The sequence below is a fragment of the Pseudomonas sp. Ost2 genome, assembly GCF_018326065.1.
Classification (GTDB): Bacteria; Pseudomonadota; Gammaproteobacteria; order Pseudomonadales; family Pseudomonadaceae; genus Aquipseudomonas; species Aquipseudomonas gingeri.
This window is the reverse complement of sequence record NZ_AP021904.1, coordinates 657,488-671,982: the sequence shown is the minus strand read 5'-3', so window position 1 is coordinate 671,982 and position 14,495 is coordinate 657,488. Positions and strand designations below refer to the sequence as shown.

At 64.9% G+C, this 14,495-nt stretch carries 8 protein-coding genes; 2 read left to right on the top strand and 6 right to left on the bottom strand.

The window, feature by feature from the left end:
- Window positions 1-99 precede the first annotated feature (99 nt).
- On the top strand, window positions 100-273 hold the full coding sequence (locus KI243_RS02845) for a hypothetical protein (protein WP_017125049.1): 174 nt from the start codon (window positions 100-102) through the stop codon (window positions 271-273).
- A gap of 217 nt (window positions 274-490) precedes the next feature.
- Here the strand turns inward: KI243_RS02845 and KI243_RS02840 are convergent, their stop codons facing one another.
- From KI243_RS02840 to KI243_RS02820, 6 genes are all read right to left on the bottom strand, one after another.
- Complete coding sequence (locus KI243_RS02840; protein ID WP_177118105.1) at window positions 491-1,393, bottom strand: transglutaminase family protein; 903 nt, start codon at window positions 1,391-1,393, stop codon at window positions 491-493.
- A complete protein-coding gene (locus tag KI243_RS02835) occupies window positions 1,393-3,879 on the bottom strand; it encodes a circularly permuted type 2 ATP-grasp protein (protein ID WP_177083340.1) in 2,487 nt (828 codons plus the stop codon). Before KI243_RS02835 ends, KI243_RS02840 begins: the two co-directional genes overlap by 1 nt.
- Before the next feature lie 87 nt (window positions 3,880-3,966).
- Window positions 3,967-7,242, bottom strand: a complete 3,276-nt coding sequence (locus tag KI243_RS02830; RefSeq protein ID WP_212810429.1) for a transglutaminase family protein — start codon at window positions 7,240-7,242, stop codon at window positions 3,967-3,969.
- 176 nt (window positions 7,243-7,418) lie between these two features.
- Window positions 7,419-7,610 (bottom strand): hypothetical protein, encoded by a 192-nt coding sequence (locus KI243_RS32805; RefSeq protein WP_244861809.1) that lies wholly within the window; start codon window positions 7,608-7,610, stop codon window positions 7,419-7,421.
- A 2-nt stretch (window positions 7,611-7,612) separates the two neighbouring features.
- The gene (locus KI243_RS32800) at window positions 7,613-7,882 is read right to left on the bottom strand and encodes a hypothetical protein (RefSeq protein WP_244861808.1); all 270 of its coding nucleotides are present in this window, start codon (window positions 7,880-7,882) and stop codon (window positions 7,613-7,615) included.
- Entirely contained in the window at window positions 7,882-8,802 is a 921-nt protein-coding gene (locus KI243_RS02820) for a hypothetical protein (RefSeq protein WP_017125054.1), read from the bottom strand. Before KI243_RS02820 ends, KI243_RS32800 begins: the two co-directional genes overlap by 1 nt.
- Window positions 8,803-9,084: 282 nt before the next feature.
- Between KI243_RS02820 and KI243_RS02815 the strand changes: the two genes are divergently transcribed.
- A complete protein-coding gene (locus KI243_RS02815) occupies window positions 9,085-14,478 on the top strand; it encodes a hypothetical protein (RefSeq protein ID WP_212810428.1) in 5,394 nt (1,797 codons plus the stop codon).
- The last annotated feature ends 17 nt before the right edge of the window (window positions 14,479-14,495 follow it).

Sequence of the window (14,495 nt, the reverse complement as noted above, 5' to 3'; positions counted from 1 at the left end):
GCGCCCGTGTCCGCCCGTGCCATTGCCACGTGTACTGCGTGACGAACACAGGCACAATACGCGCCGCTCAACCTCACCTTCGACCCCAGAGGATCGCCCATGGCCAAACCCAATTACTCCTTCGCCAAACGTCAACGAGACTTGGCCAAGGAACAGAAGAAAGAGGAAAAGCTGCAACGCAAGAAAGCCGAGGCCGAAGCCCTGCTGACCCCTGAAGCAGACAGCGACACCGCGCAAGACACCGAAGAAAAAGAGCAGGCGCCGGACGCCTGATCACACCGGACACTGGCAGGGCAGAACTAGTCCAGAAGCCGGCAGGTGTGGAAACGGGCCTGTGTGAGAGCGGGCTTGAGTGGATGGGGCTTGTGTGGGAGCGGGCTTGCCCGCGAAGCTTTTAGCGATTGCGACCGCTCCCACGCTGCGCCTCACCCACAGAGCGGACGCGAAGCGTCCAGCGAGGCGTTCCCACGCGGAGCGTGGGAACGATCAATCAGAGCCCTGCCTCGCCCACCGGCATCACCGTCACCCGGACTTCCGGGTCATGGCTGCCGCCCCCCAGAATCACCCCCCGCAACGGCGACACATCGGAGAAATCCCGGCCCCAGGCCAGGGTGATGTGTTCCAGTGCCGGCTGCACATTGTTGGTCGGATCGAAATCCACCCAACCCAGCACCGGACAGAACACCGACACCCAGGCATGGGACGCATCGGCGCCGATCAGACGGGGCTGGCCGGGCGGCGGCTGGGTCAGCAGGTAGCCACTGATGTAGCGCGCCGCCAACCCGCGCGAGCGCAGGCAGGCAAGCATCAGGTGGGCGAAGTCCTGGCAGACCCCGCGCCGGCGCTCCAGCACCTCCACCAGCGGCGTGGCGACCTGGGTCGCCTCGGCATCGAAGGTGAACTCGTGGAAAATCTTCTCCATCAGGGCCTGTACGCCCACCAGCAACGGGCGTCCCGGAGCAAAGCAGCTCTCGGAGAACTCGACGAAGCTTTTCTTCAGGTGCACATAGGGTGACTCGAAGCGATAGCGGCAGGCCTCCAGCAACTCGGCCGTCACCGGCTGGCTGCTGTAGGTCAGGGCACCGCGCGTCTCTTCCCAGGCCGGCGACTGGTTGAAGTCCAGTGCCGGCCGCGCCAGCACTTCCACCGTCAGGCAGGCGTTGACCAGCAATTCATCGTGGGGCCGCTCGAATGCCAGGCGGGTCAGCGGGTTGCCGAAGACATCCAGCTCATCGCGGCGGGTGGTCGGCTCGGGGCTGATCTGCAACGTCCGCGCACTGCAGCGCTGCCAGTCGCAGGCGCGCGGCCACAAGTGCGCCAGCTGCTGGGCGAGGGACACCGGGCTGTCGTAGTGATAGTGGGTGTCGTGGAAGATCTGGTACTGGGCACTCATCACACGGACACCGTCTGCTGGCTGATATCATCGACATGGGCGAAATGCCGCAAGGCCAGGCGATCGGAGACCTGGCCGCTGGCATCGGCGACCTCCTGCAACAGCCCGGCGAGACCGTCGAGCACCTCGCGCACGCCGGTGTCGCCGAACAGCGCGCTCTCCAGGTTGCCCAGGTCGAACCGCGCCAGACGCTCCACCAGCTGGTTCAGGCCCAGCTCGCGCGGCACCCCGAAGTCATCGTTCAGGCGACGCAAGGTGCGGCTCACCAGTTTCAGCTGGAACAACACCGCATGGGGGTTCTGCTCGTCGAGCAGCAACAGGTCGAGCACCGGGATCAACTGCGGCACCGCCAGGTAGCGGGAACGGTAGGTGATACTGCTGTTGCCCAGTTCCAGCAGCCACTCCAGGCCGGCCTGGTCGAACACCGCGATCCCGCGCAGGAACGCCGCCAGGCTGCTGCTGAGAAACTGCAGGCGCTCGATGCGCCGCCCGATCATCAGGAAGCGCCAGCCTTCGTCGCGGGTCATGTCGTCCAGGGCAAAGCCGGACAACGCCGCCAGGGACATCACCAGCCGGTTGAGGAAGTCCAGCAGCTCACCGAAATCCGGAGCTTCGGTTTCCAGGCTCAGGGCCTCGCGTTGCAGCTCCACCAGGGCCTGCCAGTTTTCCCGCGACAGCTTGCCGCGAACCTGGGACGCCGCCCACTGCAAGCGCTGCAGGTTGGCCCGCAGGCTGAAATGCCAGTCGTCACCGAGCAAGGCAGCCTGCAGGCGCTCCGGCAGCTCGCCTTCGTCCGGCAGCAGCATCAGGCTTTCGCCCAGGTCGACCGCCGCCTGCAGGGCTCGCGGGTCGTCGCCATCGACATACCGCGCGAGCATGATCCGCAGCAGCCGCGCGCTGTCGTCGCAGCGTTCGCAGTAGCGACCGAACCAGAACAGGTTTTCCACCACCCGCGACGGCAGGTAGGGATCGCGCCGCACCAGGTCGTGCACCCCCAAGGAACGCTGGGCGCGCCATTGTTCACCGCTCGGCATGCGTTCGCTGAGGACCCAGGTGTCCTTGCTCGCACCGCCGCGCTGCATCGACACCACTTCGGCATCGGCTTCCGCCGCGACCCGGGTCAGGCCGCCGGGCAACACCCGATAGCCGTCGGCACTGGCGACCGCATAGACCCGCATGCCGATGGCCCGCGGTTGCAGGCTGCCGTCCTGTTCCTGCCAGATCGGCGCATGGGACAACTGCGCCAGTTCCTGGGCGACATAGGCGTAGGGCCGCGCCCGCATCCGCTCGGCCAGGGCCTGGCGCTGGGTATCGTCGAGATCGCGGCCGAACACCGGCACGAAACTCTGGGACGGAAAGGCCGGCTTGATCAGCAGCTCGGGGAGTTTTTCCAGGGCCTGGGCCAGTACCGGGGCCTCACCGCACCACCAGGTGGCGATGGACGGCAGGAGCAGCTCTTCACCAAACAGATGCTGGTTGATCTTTGGCAGGAAACCCAGGAGTCCGGGCGACTCCAGCACGCCGCTGCCCAGGGCGTTGGCCACCAGCACCCGGCCCTGGCGCACCGCCTCCAGCAGGCCGGGCACGCCCAGGGCCGAGTCGGTGCGCAGTTCCAGGGGGTCGCAGAAGTCGTCGTCCAGCCGGCGCATGATCGCGTGGACCCGCTGCAGGCCGCTCAGGGTCTTCAGGTAGACCGTGGCGTCGCGCACGGTGAGGTCGCCGCCTTCCACCAGTGGATAACCCAACTGGCGGGCCAGGTAGAGATGTTCGAAGTAACTCTCGTTGAAGCGTCCCGGGGTCAGCAGCACCACCAGCGGCGCTTCGGCGTCGCTCGGTGCCTGGCGCACCAGGGTTTCCTGCAGCGTGCGGAAGAACCCGGCCAGGTGATGCACCCGCAGGTCGCGGTACAGGTCGGGAAACGCCCGCGATACGATGGTCCGGTTTTCCAGGGCATAGCCGGCCCCGGAAGGTGCCTGGGTACGGTCTGCCGTGACCCACCAACGGCCATCGGGAGTGCGCGCCAGGTCCACCGCGAACAGGTGCAGGAAGGTGCCGTCCGGCGGCCGGATCCCCTGGCAGGGCCAGAGGAAATTGTTATGGCCGAACACCAGCTCGGCCGGCAGCAGGCCGTCGCGGATCAGCGTCTGCGGGCCGTACAGGTCCGCCAGCACGGCGTTAAGCAGCCGCGCGCGCTGGGCGATGCCGGCGGCCACCTGCTGCCATTCGTCGGCCGGGATGATATGCGGGAGCAGGTCGAGCTCCCAGGGCCGGTCGGCACCCTTGGGGTCGGCATAGACGTTGTAGGTCACGCCGTTTTCCTGGATCTGCCGGGCCAGCAGGGCCTGGCGCTGGGCCAGTTGTGTCGGCGTACTGCGCTGCAGTTGGTCGAACAGCGGCCGCCAGTGCGCACGGACCGCGCCACTGTCGTCCAGCAGTTCGTGATAGGTACCCGGTGTCAGCGGGTAGCGGTCAAGCAGGTCGGGCATGGAAAGCTCGGCAGACGGCAAGGGAAGTCAGGTTAACGCAGACATGTGACGCACGGATATGCGAAAACTCCGTGCGCCCTGTCAGGCTTATGTGTGTCGCAGGTCCAACGTCATCGGCAGTTCATCGTTGATCTTCAACAGCGGGATCGCCAGCACGCCCGGGCTGTGGCCAAGGCGGAAGAAGCGCGCCATGCGGCGGCTCTCCGCCTCGTTGGCGTTCACCGGCAGCGTCTCGTAGTTGCGCCCGCCCGGATGGGCGACGTGGTACTGGCAACCGCCGAGGGAGCGTTGCATCCAGGTGTCCAGCAGGTCGAACACCAGCGGGGCGTGCACCGGGATGGTCGGTTGCAGGCAGTTGGCCGGTTGCCAGGCGCGATAACGCACGCCAGCGACGAACTCGCCGACCCGCCCCGTCGGCTGCAACGGCACCGGGATACCGTTGCAGGTCAGCAGGTAACGTTGCGGCGGCAAGCCGTTGAGCTTGACCTGCAGGCGCTCCAGGGACGAATCGACATAACGCACCGTCCCGCCGACCGCGCCCTCCTCGCCCAGGACATGCCAGGGTTCGAGGGCCTGGCGCACTTCCAGCTCGATGCCATTGACCGCGTAGTCGCCGACTTTCGGAAAGCGGAACTCCAGGTGCGCGGCAAACCATTCCGCGCGCAGGGGATACCCGGCGGCGTTGAGGTCGACGATCACATCGGCGAAATCCTGCTCGATAAAGTGCGGCAGCAGGAAGCGGTCATGCAGCTCGGTGCCCCAGCGCGCCAGCTTCGGCGGTGCATAGGGCTCGCGCCAGAAGCGCGCCACCAGCGCCCGCAGCAGCAGTTGCTGGGTCAGGCTCATGCGCGCATGGGGCGGCATTTCAAAGGCGCGCAATTCCAGCAGGCCGAGACGCCCGGTGGCGCCGTCCGGCGAGTAGAGCTTGTCGATGCAGAACTCGGCACGGTGGGTGTTGCCGGTCACATCGATCAGCAGGTTGCGCAACAATCGGTCCACCAGCCAGGGCGGGCACTCTTCGCCCGGCGCGGGTATCTGCGCGAAGGCGATTTCCAGCTCGTACAGCGAATCGTTGCGCGCCTCGTCCACCCGCGGCGCCTGGGAAGTCGGGCCGATGAACAGTCCGGAAAACAGGTAGGACAGCGACGGGTGGTTATGCCAGTAGCTGATCAGGCTGCGCAGCAGGTCGGGGCGCCGCAGGAATGGCGAATCCGCCGGGGTCGCGCCGCCGAGGACAAAGTGGTTGCCGCCACCGGTACCGGTGTGGCGCCCGTCGATCATGAATTTCTCGGTGGTCAGGCGGGTCTGGCGCGCCTCCTCGTAGAGGAACTCGGTGCGTTCGACCAGTTCGTCCCAGCTCGCGGACGGCTGCACATTGACTTCGATCACGCCCGGATCCGGCGTCACCCGGAAGTTCGCCAGGCGACCGTCGGCGGGCGGCTCATAGCCTTCCAGCAACACCGGGCAATGCAGTTCCCCGGCGGTGGCCTCGATGGCGCCGACCAGTTCCAGATAGTCCTCGATCCGCTCCAGGGGCGGCATGAACAGGTACAGGCGGCCTTCCCGCGCTTCGGCGCACAAGGCGGTGCGGGTCAGCCAGTTCGCCGACTGATCGATCTGCGGCACGCGTTCGTCGACCGGTGCCGGCTCGCCGTGGGCCTTGAGGGCTTCGGTGCCGGGCAACTCGGGCAGGTCCTGGTTCGGGTCGAGCGGATGCACGAACGGGTATTCCGCCGCCGTCACCCAGGGCTGGGAGGCCAGCGGCAGGCGGTAGCCCAGCGGCGAGTCGCCCGGCACCAGCCGGCAATGGCTGTCGCGCAGGTACCAGCGTCCGCTCTGCCAGCGGTCATTGGCGGCGGTGCGCGCCAGCGGCAGGACCTGGCCGATCACCTTGTCCAGGCTCTGGGAGAACACCTTGCGCAGGCGCGCGCGCTCCAGTTCGTCGCTCAGCCGCGGATCCTCGGCGCTGACGTTGATCGGCAACTGCCCCTCGCGCCAGAGGTAGTAGAAATTGTCCTCGTAGGCCGGGAAGACAAAACGGCCCGGCAGTTTCAGGCGTTCGGCGACGCTGGCGAGAAAACGCCCGGCCAGTTCGCCATCGGCGCCATAGTCCTCCTGCTCATCGGCGATCAACGCACTGTTGTGCCAGATCGGCACACCGTCGCGGCGCCAGTAGCAGTTCAGCGACCAGCGCGGCAGTTGCTCGCCCGGGTACCACTTGCCCTGGCCGAAGTGCACCAGGCCTTGCGGGGCATAACGCTTGCGCAGGCGCTGGAACAGTTGCGCGGACAGCCGGCGCTTGTCCGGCCCCAGGGCCGCGGTGTTCCACTCGGAGCCATCGGGATCGTCGATGGAGACAAAGGTCGGCTCGCCGCCCATGGTCAGGCGCACATCGCCTTCGAGCAGGTCGGTGTCGATCTGTCGACCCAGGGCCTGGATCGCCAACCATTGCTCCTCGGTGTAGGGCTTGGTGACGCGGGGCGCCTCCCAGATCCGCTCCACCGACATTTCATGGCTGAACTGCGACTCGCAGGGCTCCACCAGGCCGCTGATGGGCGCCGCTGACGACGGATCGGGGCTGCAGGCCAACGGGATATGCCCTTCGCCGGCAAACAGCCCGGAGGTGGCGTCCAGGCCGATCCAGCCGGCACCCGGCAGATAGACTTCGCACCAGGCGTGCAGGTCGGTGAAGTCGACCTCGGTCCCGGACGGACCGTCCAGGGCCTTCACATCGGCGGTCAACTGGATCAGGTAGCCGGAGACAAACCGTGCCGCCAGGCCCAGGTGACGCAGCAGTTGCACCAGCAGCCAGGCCGAGTCGCGGCAGGAGCCGGACGCCGCTTCCAGGGTGTATTCGGGCGTCTGTACGCCGGGCTCCATGCGGATCAGGTAGCCGATGTCCTCGCTCAGGCGCTGATTGAGGGCCACCAGGAAATCCACGCTGGGCTTGGGCGTCAGGTCGATGCCGTCGAGATAGGCCTTGAACCTGGGCGTCAGCGGCAGCTTCTCCAGGTAGGGCATCAGCTCGTGCTTTTCATCGGCCGCGTAGGCAAACGGGATCTTCTCGGCGTAGGGCTCGAGGAAAAAGTCGAACGGGTTGAACACCGCCATCTCGGCGACCAGGTCGACCTCGATGCGCAATTCGTCGGTCTTTTCCGGGAACACCAGCCGCGCCAGGTAGTTGCCCTGGGGGTCCTGCTGCCAATTGATGAAATGCTGCTCGGGCGCAACCTTCAGCGCATAGGAAAGAATCCGCGTGCGGCTATGGGGCGCCGGACGCAGGCGAACGATCTGCGGGCCGAGCTCGACGGCGCGCTCATAGCGGTAATGCGTGACATGGTGCAATGCGACATGGATCGACACGGCGTGCCTCCTGCGAGCCTGGGCTTATACCTGTGCGCGCAAGACTTATGCCACCCGGGCAAGTCCTGCGCTTTCGGCGTGAGTCGTGCTCGCTCAGCTAAGCACAGCACCAGAATGGCGCCAGCTTGAGGGCGTAGTGCAGAGAGTCGCACAGAAACGGGGCGAACGCCCGGACATCAGCCCTGGCGTGACTTGCGCCGCGCCTTGAGGGCCTTGCGCAGGGCTTCGCGCTGGTGGCGGATAGCGACGAGCCGGTGGCGCATTTCGCGGTGGCGCCGACTGTTGAGCAACAGCAGGCCAACCAGCGGGGCCAGGACGGCCAAGGCGTAGATGAACCGATGGGGATGCGAGGTGATGGTCGGCAGCACGCTCAGAAAGCACAGTGCAAAGACCAGGACCAGCCCCAAACCCATTGCGGACGGCCGCGCACGATCAGGAAGTTGCAGTGCACCACCACCAGGGCCAGGACCATGACCGCGACGAACATGCCGGTCGCCTGGCCGTCCAAGGAGGCATCGGGAAAAAAGTGGTCGCCCACCAGGGGCACGCCACAGCTGATAGCGACCAGCGCGGCAAAAATCCCGCCGATGAAGGTGGGGAAATACTGCGCCAGGAAACGCGGCAGGCTCAACTCTTCCATTACTCCTCGATCTCCTCGTAGAGCCCCACGGCAATGGTTTTCACATTGCCGGACAAGGCACTGCCGGTCAGGCCGATCGCCGCCCCCAGGGAGTCCTTGATCTGGGTCACGGTGGCATGCTTGATCTGGGTAGGCGTGAAGCGCTTGGGCAGTTCGCCGGCCAGTTGCTTGAGCTTGAGCATTTTCGGCGTCAGCCGCGGATCGTTGATGCTCAACAGCTCCTTGGTCAGCTTCGAGCGCTCCTGGCGGTTCAGGCCCCGTAGCACTTCGCGGATTGTCTTGCCGGTGGTGGCCTTGGTCATGCGCACCAGCTTGAGGGTGGTCAGCGACGAGGCGCCGACTCCGACCAGGGAAGCCGCATCCAGGGCGATGGAGGTGTACTGGTACCAGGCCTCGCCATCGAGGTAGTCATTGCGGGCGGGATTGACCGCTTCGTTGACTGTCCGGTAACCGCCGACGACGCATTGCGCGGTACTCGCGACCGCCGCGGTGTAGCCAATGGCGACCAGCACCGAACTGGCGCCGGCCGAGAACGGCACGGCCACCGAGCCGCTGAGCACCACCACCCAACCGATCACCGCGCCGGCGCACGACAGGCTGGTATTGATCGCCTCGCCGACCAGGCGCGACTCGCGGGGATTGTCCTGCACCTGCTGGGCGAACTGCACCGGCGCGATGTACTTCTGCGCCTCGCGCAGGATGATGCGCTTGGGCTTGATGCTGCAGATCGGCTGGAATTCACGCAGGGTGACCACGTTGAAGTCGGCGTCGATATAGACCACGCCAGCCCCGACGATGCCGGGGTCGGCATCGATCGCGGCAAACAGCTGGGGCAGGTTGATCTGGCTTTCGATGCGTTTGCGCGCGAGGAACTGCGAGGGGCTGGAGTCCATGCCAATGCCAGGGAGCGGGTTGCTCATGCAGTGTTCATCCTTGAATCGAGCGCGGGGGAAATTCGCCGCACCTTAGCAAACGAACCTGGTCTCCGATAGAAACCAAAATGCCAGTATCCGGCCAGCCCGCAGCTTTCGCCGGGGCGCCTGGCACCCACCGGCAGGTCGCTCGACCCGCCTGCGGACGAGAGCGAAATCTCTGCACGGTAGATATCTAACACCTTGGCAAGGCCGTTCGGCCCTTAGATGACACTCCGACTGTTTCTGCCCCTGACTGACGCAGGCAACGCCACTGAAGAGAGTGTCTCCATGACCGCAATCGCCCCCTTCCCTGTAGTCGACTCACCTGGCGACTATCTGATGTCCAGTGACACCTGGTCCGACTACGATGCGCTGGACACCATCGAACACCAATTGACCTCTTTCCTCGCGCCACTGAGCGCCGAGGAACAGAAACGCTACCTGGCGCTGTGCCGGGAAGAACCACGGCTCAAGCAAAAGCTGGCCGAATCGCTACAAGGGTTCAAGGCCCGTTTCGAACGCAACGCCAGGCACGATCTGCGCACGGCACTTCATGAGGAAACCGGCCAGTACATCGATGCGGAAAAATCCCGGCTGAATACCAAAACGCTGAAAGTCCCCCCGCGTACCGACGCCAAGGACCCGATCGAGCTCATCTACAGAATCATCGAGCAGTATCGGAAAACCAGGCATCGCAGAGCCCTGGACCCAAGCGCCCCGGTAGAGGAGATCATCTCCATATCCCTGTGGCAGGCCGCCAGGGAGAACTTTTCTTTCACCGGCGCCACGGCCTCGTTTCCTTCGGGCTTCGACTTCCAGAGGCACAGCAGCATCAGTGTCGTCTGCGAAGATCCCGCGCAGAGAGTATCCCTGAGCGTGGATCGCTTTATCTCGGTCGTTCGCGCCCTGGACCTGGGATCGCGCCTGAGACGCGAACTGCATGAACAAATGATCGGCCAGATCAACGACGCACTGAGCGCCCTTCAGAAGGCCAGCCTGGAACTCGCGGTCCTGGAAGCCTTGCGCCAGCAGACACTGCCCGGCACCGATCAGCCCTCGGCGGAAAAATTCATGCAGGCCGTGGCCGATAAACAGCTCATGAGCGCACAGTTCTACAGCCTTGATTTTGGTCGCGACTACCTGCCCAATTTCGGCGATCTGCAATGGCTGCCGCTGCCCTTCTGCCTGATGCGTTTCGAGCGCGGAGCCTCTCAAGGCGTATTCAGTTATTTCCCGGACCGGCCGGGCGGCGCCCTGCGCTACCACCTGACGTCCGCGCTGGCGCTCAAGGATCTGCGCGATCAGATACGCGAGGATGCGGGCACGGGCCAGATCACCTGGCTCACACGCACCATGTCGCTGATGAACCAGGCCGACTTCTACGGCAAGCTCAAGGTCCCGAGCGTCGATGAAAACGAACTGACCACCCCCGCCCGCTGGTTGTACAAGGCGTTTGGCGATACCGAAGCACCGGCCCGACGCATCAATCTGGTCATGACCCCGCAGGCGGAACGCGAGCAAAGCAGTTCGGTGCTGGACACGCTGACCCGGACCCAATCCCTGAGACTGATCGCCGACATCAGCAATCTCGCCACCACCCGCCGCAGCCTCGACTGGCAGACGCTGATCAACACCCTTCAATGGATGGCCAGCGAGACAATGGAACTGCTCCTGCTGCCCTTGCCTGGCGGAGTGCTGGGCCTCAACCCTCTGATGATCAGCGCCAGCCTCGGCACCCTGGCCTACCAGAGCCTGGTGGCCAGCACCGAATTGGCCAGCGGCAGAAAAATGGAATTCGTGCAGGCCGTCACCGATGTGGCGGAGCTGGTCATCACGGCTCGAATCCAGGCGATCGGCGCACGCCTTTCGGCCCGCCGCACCCGCGCACTGATCGAGTCCATGGGCAGGCCCCGCACGGTGACACAGGCGACCGGCAATGCCCTCTGGCTGAGTGACCTGCGCCCCTACACGCCGCTCGCCCAGAGCAGCGTCGAGGGGCTGGCGGTTGATGCCCAGGGCCTGATCAGAAAAGACGGCAAGCTCTATGTCCAGATCAAGCTCGACACCGAGACCCGGGTCGGCGAGGTCATGCTGGACAAGGACACCGGGCGTTATCACCTGTTACACCCGGATGCCGGCCGCTACAGGCCCGCCATGGTGTTCGATCCTGTTACCCGCTCGTGGAAACTGGCGCCGGTCGATATCAGCGCACTCTCCGACACCCAGTTGCTGCAGAAAATGCTGCGCCGCGATCTACCCTCCCTCAATGAGCAGGAACTGATCCGGTTGCTGGCATGGTCGGACCTTTCCCGGTCGAAACTGGAAAAAATCTGGCGGGGCGATGAAACGGCCCCCTGGGAAGCCAATCAGGCCATTGCCGAGTTGCAGGTGCGCAAGGCCCTGGATCAGCTGCGAGACGCCCTCGACAGCCCCGACGCCAAACTGGCGCCCTATGCCGACAAGGCCTTGCCCGCCCTGCTCGCCCGGCAACTGCAGGCGCCCCTGGAGATCGAGAGCCGCGAGCCGGGCACGTCCAGCCGCTACGCCGACTTGCCACGCGCGGATGCCAGGCCGAAACCGACGATCATGCTGAGCGAAGTCCAACCAGGGCGCTACCGACCCGCGTATGAGCCGAAGTCGGCCGAAACGGGGGCACTGCTGGAAACCACCCTGAAGGCCTACGAACACCTCAACCAGCGCCGTTGGGCGAGCGAGACGGCGGGCGTGATCGAGCAGAGTTTCGAACAGCGCCTGACCCAGCTACGCCAGGCGCTCGCCCGGGATATCAGGGATCACCAGCACGCCCTGTACCTGGCCCTGCTCGACACCCCGACGCGCTCACAACTCAAGCCGAGCGACCCGGCCTATGCCTTTGCTCCCGTCAGCCAACCCGGCAAGCCTCTCAAGCCCGCCGTCGGCGTCCTGCGGGAACGCTTTCCGGGATTGAGCCAGGCGGCGGCCATAGACCTGGTGGACAAATACTCATCGCTCCAGGCCATTGCCCTGGATAGCCGGATCGAGCCCGCGGTGCTGGCGGCGGTTCAGGCGTCACAACAGCAGAGCCGAATCATCAGTGCGCTGGCCGGTTGGGCGGACAGGGCCGAGCGCGGCCTTGGCGAAGACAGCGAGGCCCTGTTCTGCCGGCTGTTGTGCAGCCTGCCACGCTGGCCCGGCAACCTGAAGATCCGCATCGACCCGGGAATCGACAGCAGTGGCCGACCGATCATCTCGACCCTGCCCTCGCGCAGCTACGGGCTGGAGGACGCCACGACCACCCTCAGGTTGTTCAGAAACGACGAGCGCTACATGGGCATCGATGCCACCGGCGGCCTGATCTACGGGCCCTCGGCCGAACACAACCTCGCCGGCAGCGTGCTGCGCTCACTCAATGATGCCCAGCGCGATGCCCTGGGCTATCGACTCGACGAGCCGCAGCGCCTGGTCGACGATCTGCTGCGACTCGCCCAGGAGCATCGCGAGGATCTCAAGGAGCTGCTTCCGGTTCCCGACCAGTACCTGCTCACCCCTGGCCGACTGGCGCATTTTCGTCAGGACAAGCACCTGCCCATCGCCGACGACGAGCAATCGCTGTACAACTTTGGCGGCAAGCGCTTTGTGAGCATCGACGGCGGCGCCTATCAGGTCATGGATGATCGAGAGGCCTCGACGCCGACGCGCAAGGTCTACCGCATCGTCAGACCCGGCGACCCGGTGGCGGCGGACCCCGAGAATAGCTATGTCGCGACGCGCCCCGGCAGAAGCGAGCCGATCACTCGTCGCGCGGACGGCCAATGGGTCGGGATTATCGTGGGCGGGGCCGGCGGCATGCCACGCAGGCTAAGCCGGCTGGAAACGATCAAGCTGCAGGACGACCAACTTGTCCACGAACTGGCAACCCATCATCGCGCGCTGCAAGCCTCCCAGGAGCGAATGCCGGCAATGCGCGACGCCGTCATCCGGGCGGCTGACGACAACGCCCGCAGGATTGCCAGGATCGCCAATGAGGTTTACCTGCGCACCCACCTCAATCTGCTTGAGCAACACATCAAACGCTACGAAACCCACAAGGAACTCTGGACCCGGAAACAGGCGACCGATATCTACCGCAGAGAACTGCACGATATGCGCTCCAGCCAGGTGGAGTTCTACTCCAGGCTGTTCCTCGCCGAGGACGACAACTTCATCTCCCAGGCCGGCCCGGTCCTGCCGAACCCATTGACTCACCTGCGAGAGTTCCGGGACTTCAACAGAAAGATGCTGGCAAGCCTCACCAAGCGAACGCCCATCCTGGAACAACGGCAGGTCGCGATTGCCAGCCTGCGCGAGCTGGCGCCAGGCGGGCAGACCGAGCAAAGGATCGAGCAGTTGATCCTGGGGACGCCCACCACGATCCGGGCCATCGACATGGGCAAGCTGATCGCCCTGAGCAATCTGTATTCGGTCGGCGACCCGGTGAATCTGAGCGCACCGCCCACTTACCACTTCGAGGCGACCCAGGAAATGACGCGGTTCAGGGAAGTCTTCGTGACCCTGGACCAGATCAGGCTGATCCCCGAGGACAAGCAGATCGCCGTACTCGATAACCTGCTGGAACAGACCTCGGGGATACGGGAAAACTTCGAAGCGATGCGCGACTACCCCACCGCCGCCACGGAGACCGCCCATCAAAAGGCGATCATCGACCTCATCGGCGAGTTCAACGACGCCATCGTCGGCGAGCTGGAACAACGCTATGCACAGGCCCACAGCAATGAAGCCCTGTCCACCGACCTCGACGCCATCGACCTGGACTTTCTCCCCGCCCAGCCATCGACCAGCCATTTCCCGCCCCCGCGAAAGCGCCTGATCAAAGTCAGGCGGGGCGGCCAGGATCACCTCAAGCTCGGCCAGGAACGCATCACCGACGATGGCGAAACCCTGGTCGATATCATCGAAGAGAACAAGCCGGGCCTCCCCTTCCGGTCCTATCGCCAGGTCAACGGCCAATGGCAAGGGACTCTCAGCGAAGCCCCCGCGGCCCCCGTCGAACAGCCCAGCAAATTGCCAGCCACCCGGCTCAGCGACGCCAATCAGCTCCTGGGGCAAGTGGAAACCTATCTGGCCAAGGCCCAACGAGATGAACAGGCCAGGCAGAACCCGAGCAACATCGTCGAATACCTTGACGCCAGGGCCGAGCGACTGGACCAGCACGCCACGGACATCGCCGCCCTGTCGGCCGCCGAGGCCCCGCAGGCGCCGGCCTTGGCCGCTCGCCTCAGGCAAGCCGGCCAGAACCTGCGCAACGAAGGCGAGAACATCAGGCTGAGGCTATACAAGGACCCGAACGTACTCAGCGTGCAGCGCCTGCTCTATCTGATCGACAACGATCAGATAGAGGTCAGAAAGATCCAGGACCGGGTCGAGCGCGGCAAAGGTGCCAGGAAAAACTACCTGGATGTCTATTCGATACGCGACAAGGCCAACCGGAAGGAACTCTGGCATGCGCATTTCCACTACGCGCGCAAGGATACCCCGCCGCGCAATTTCGAACTCAAGGGCGGGCACCTGAAAACCCTGGCACAAAGCAGGCTGGGCGTGGAAAGCCAGATTCGCCAGCAACAGCAGGGGTTGCCCCATACACCCATCTGGCGCGAAGCCTTCGATGGGCGTACGGCACAACAGCTGTTTGATCGGGTTGCCTGAGGCGGGGCTGCCCCCAC

What these genes read in the sequence shown, in the direction of transcription:
- KI243_RS02845 (WP_017125049.1), top strand. Translation starts at nt 100, where the DNA reads ATGGCCAAACCCAATTACTCCTTCGCCAAACGTCAACGAGACTTGGCC.
- KI243_RS02840 (WP_177118105.1), bottom strand. Translation starts at nt 1,393, where the DNA reads ATGAGTGCCCAGTACCAGATCTTCCACGACACCCACTATCACTACGAC.
- KI243_RS02835 (WP_177083340.1), bottom strand. Translation starts at nt 3,879, where the DNA reads ATGCCCGACCTGCTTGACCGCTACCCGCTGACACCGGGTACCTATCAC.
- KI243_RS02815 (WP_212810428.1), top strand. Translation starts at nt 9,085, where the DNA reads ATGACCGCAATCGCCCCCTTCCCTGTAGTCGACTCACCTGGCGACTAT.
- KI243_RS02820 (WP_017125054.1), bottom strand. Translation starts at nt 8,802, where the DNA reads ATGAGCAACCCGCTCCCTGGCATTGGCATGGACTCCAGCCCCTCGCAG.
- KI243_RS32800 (WP_244861808.1), bottom strand. Translation starts at nt 7,882, where the DNA reads ATGGAAGAGTTGAGCCTGCCGCGTTTCCTGGCGCAGTATTTCCCCACC.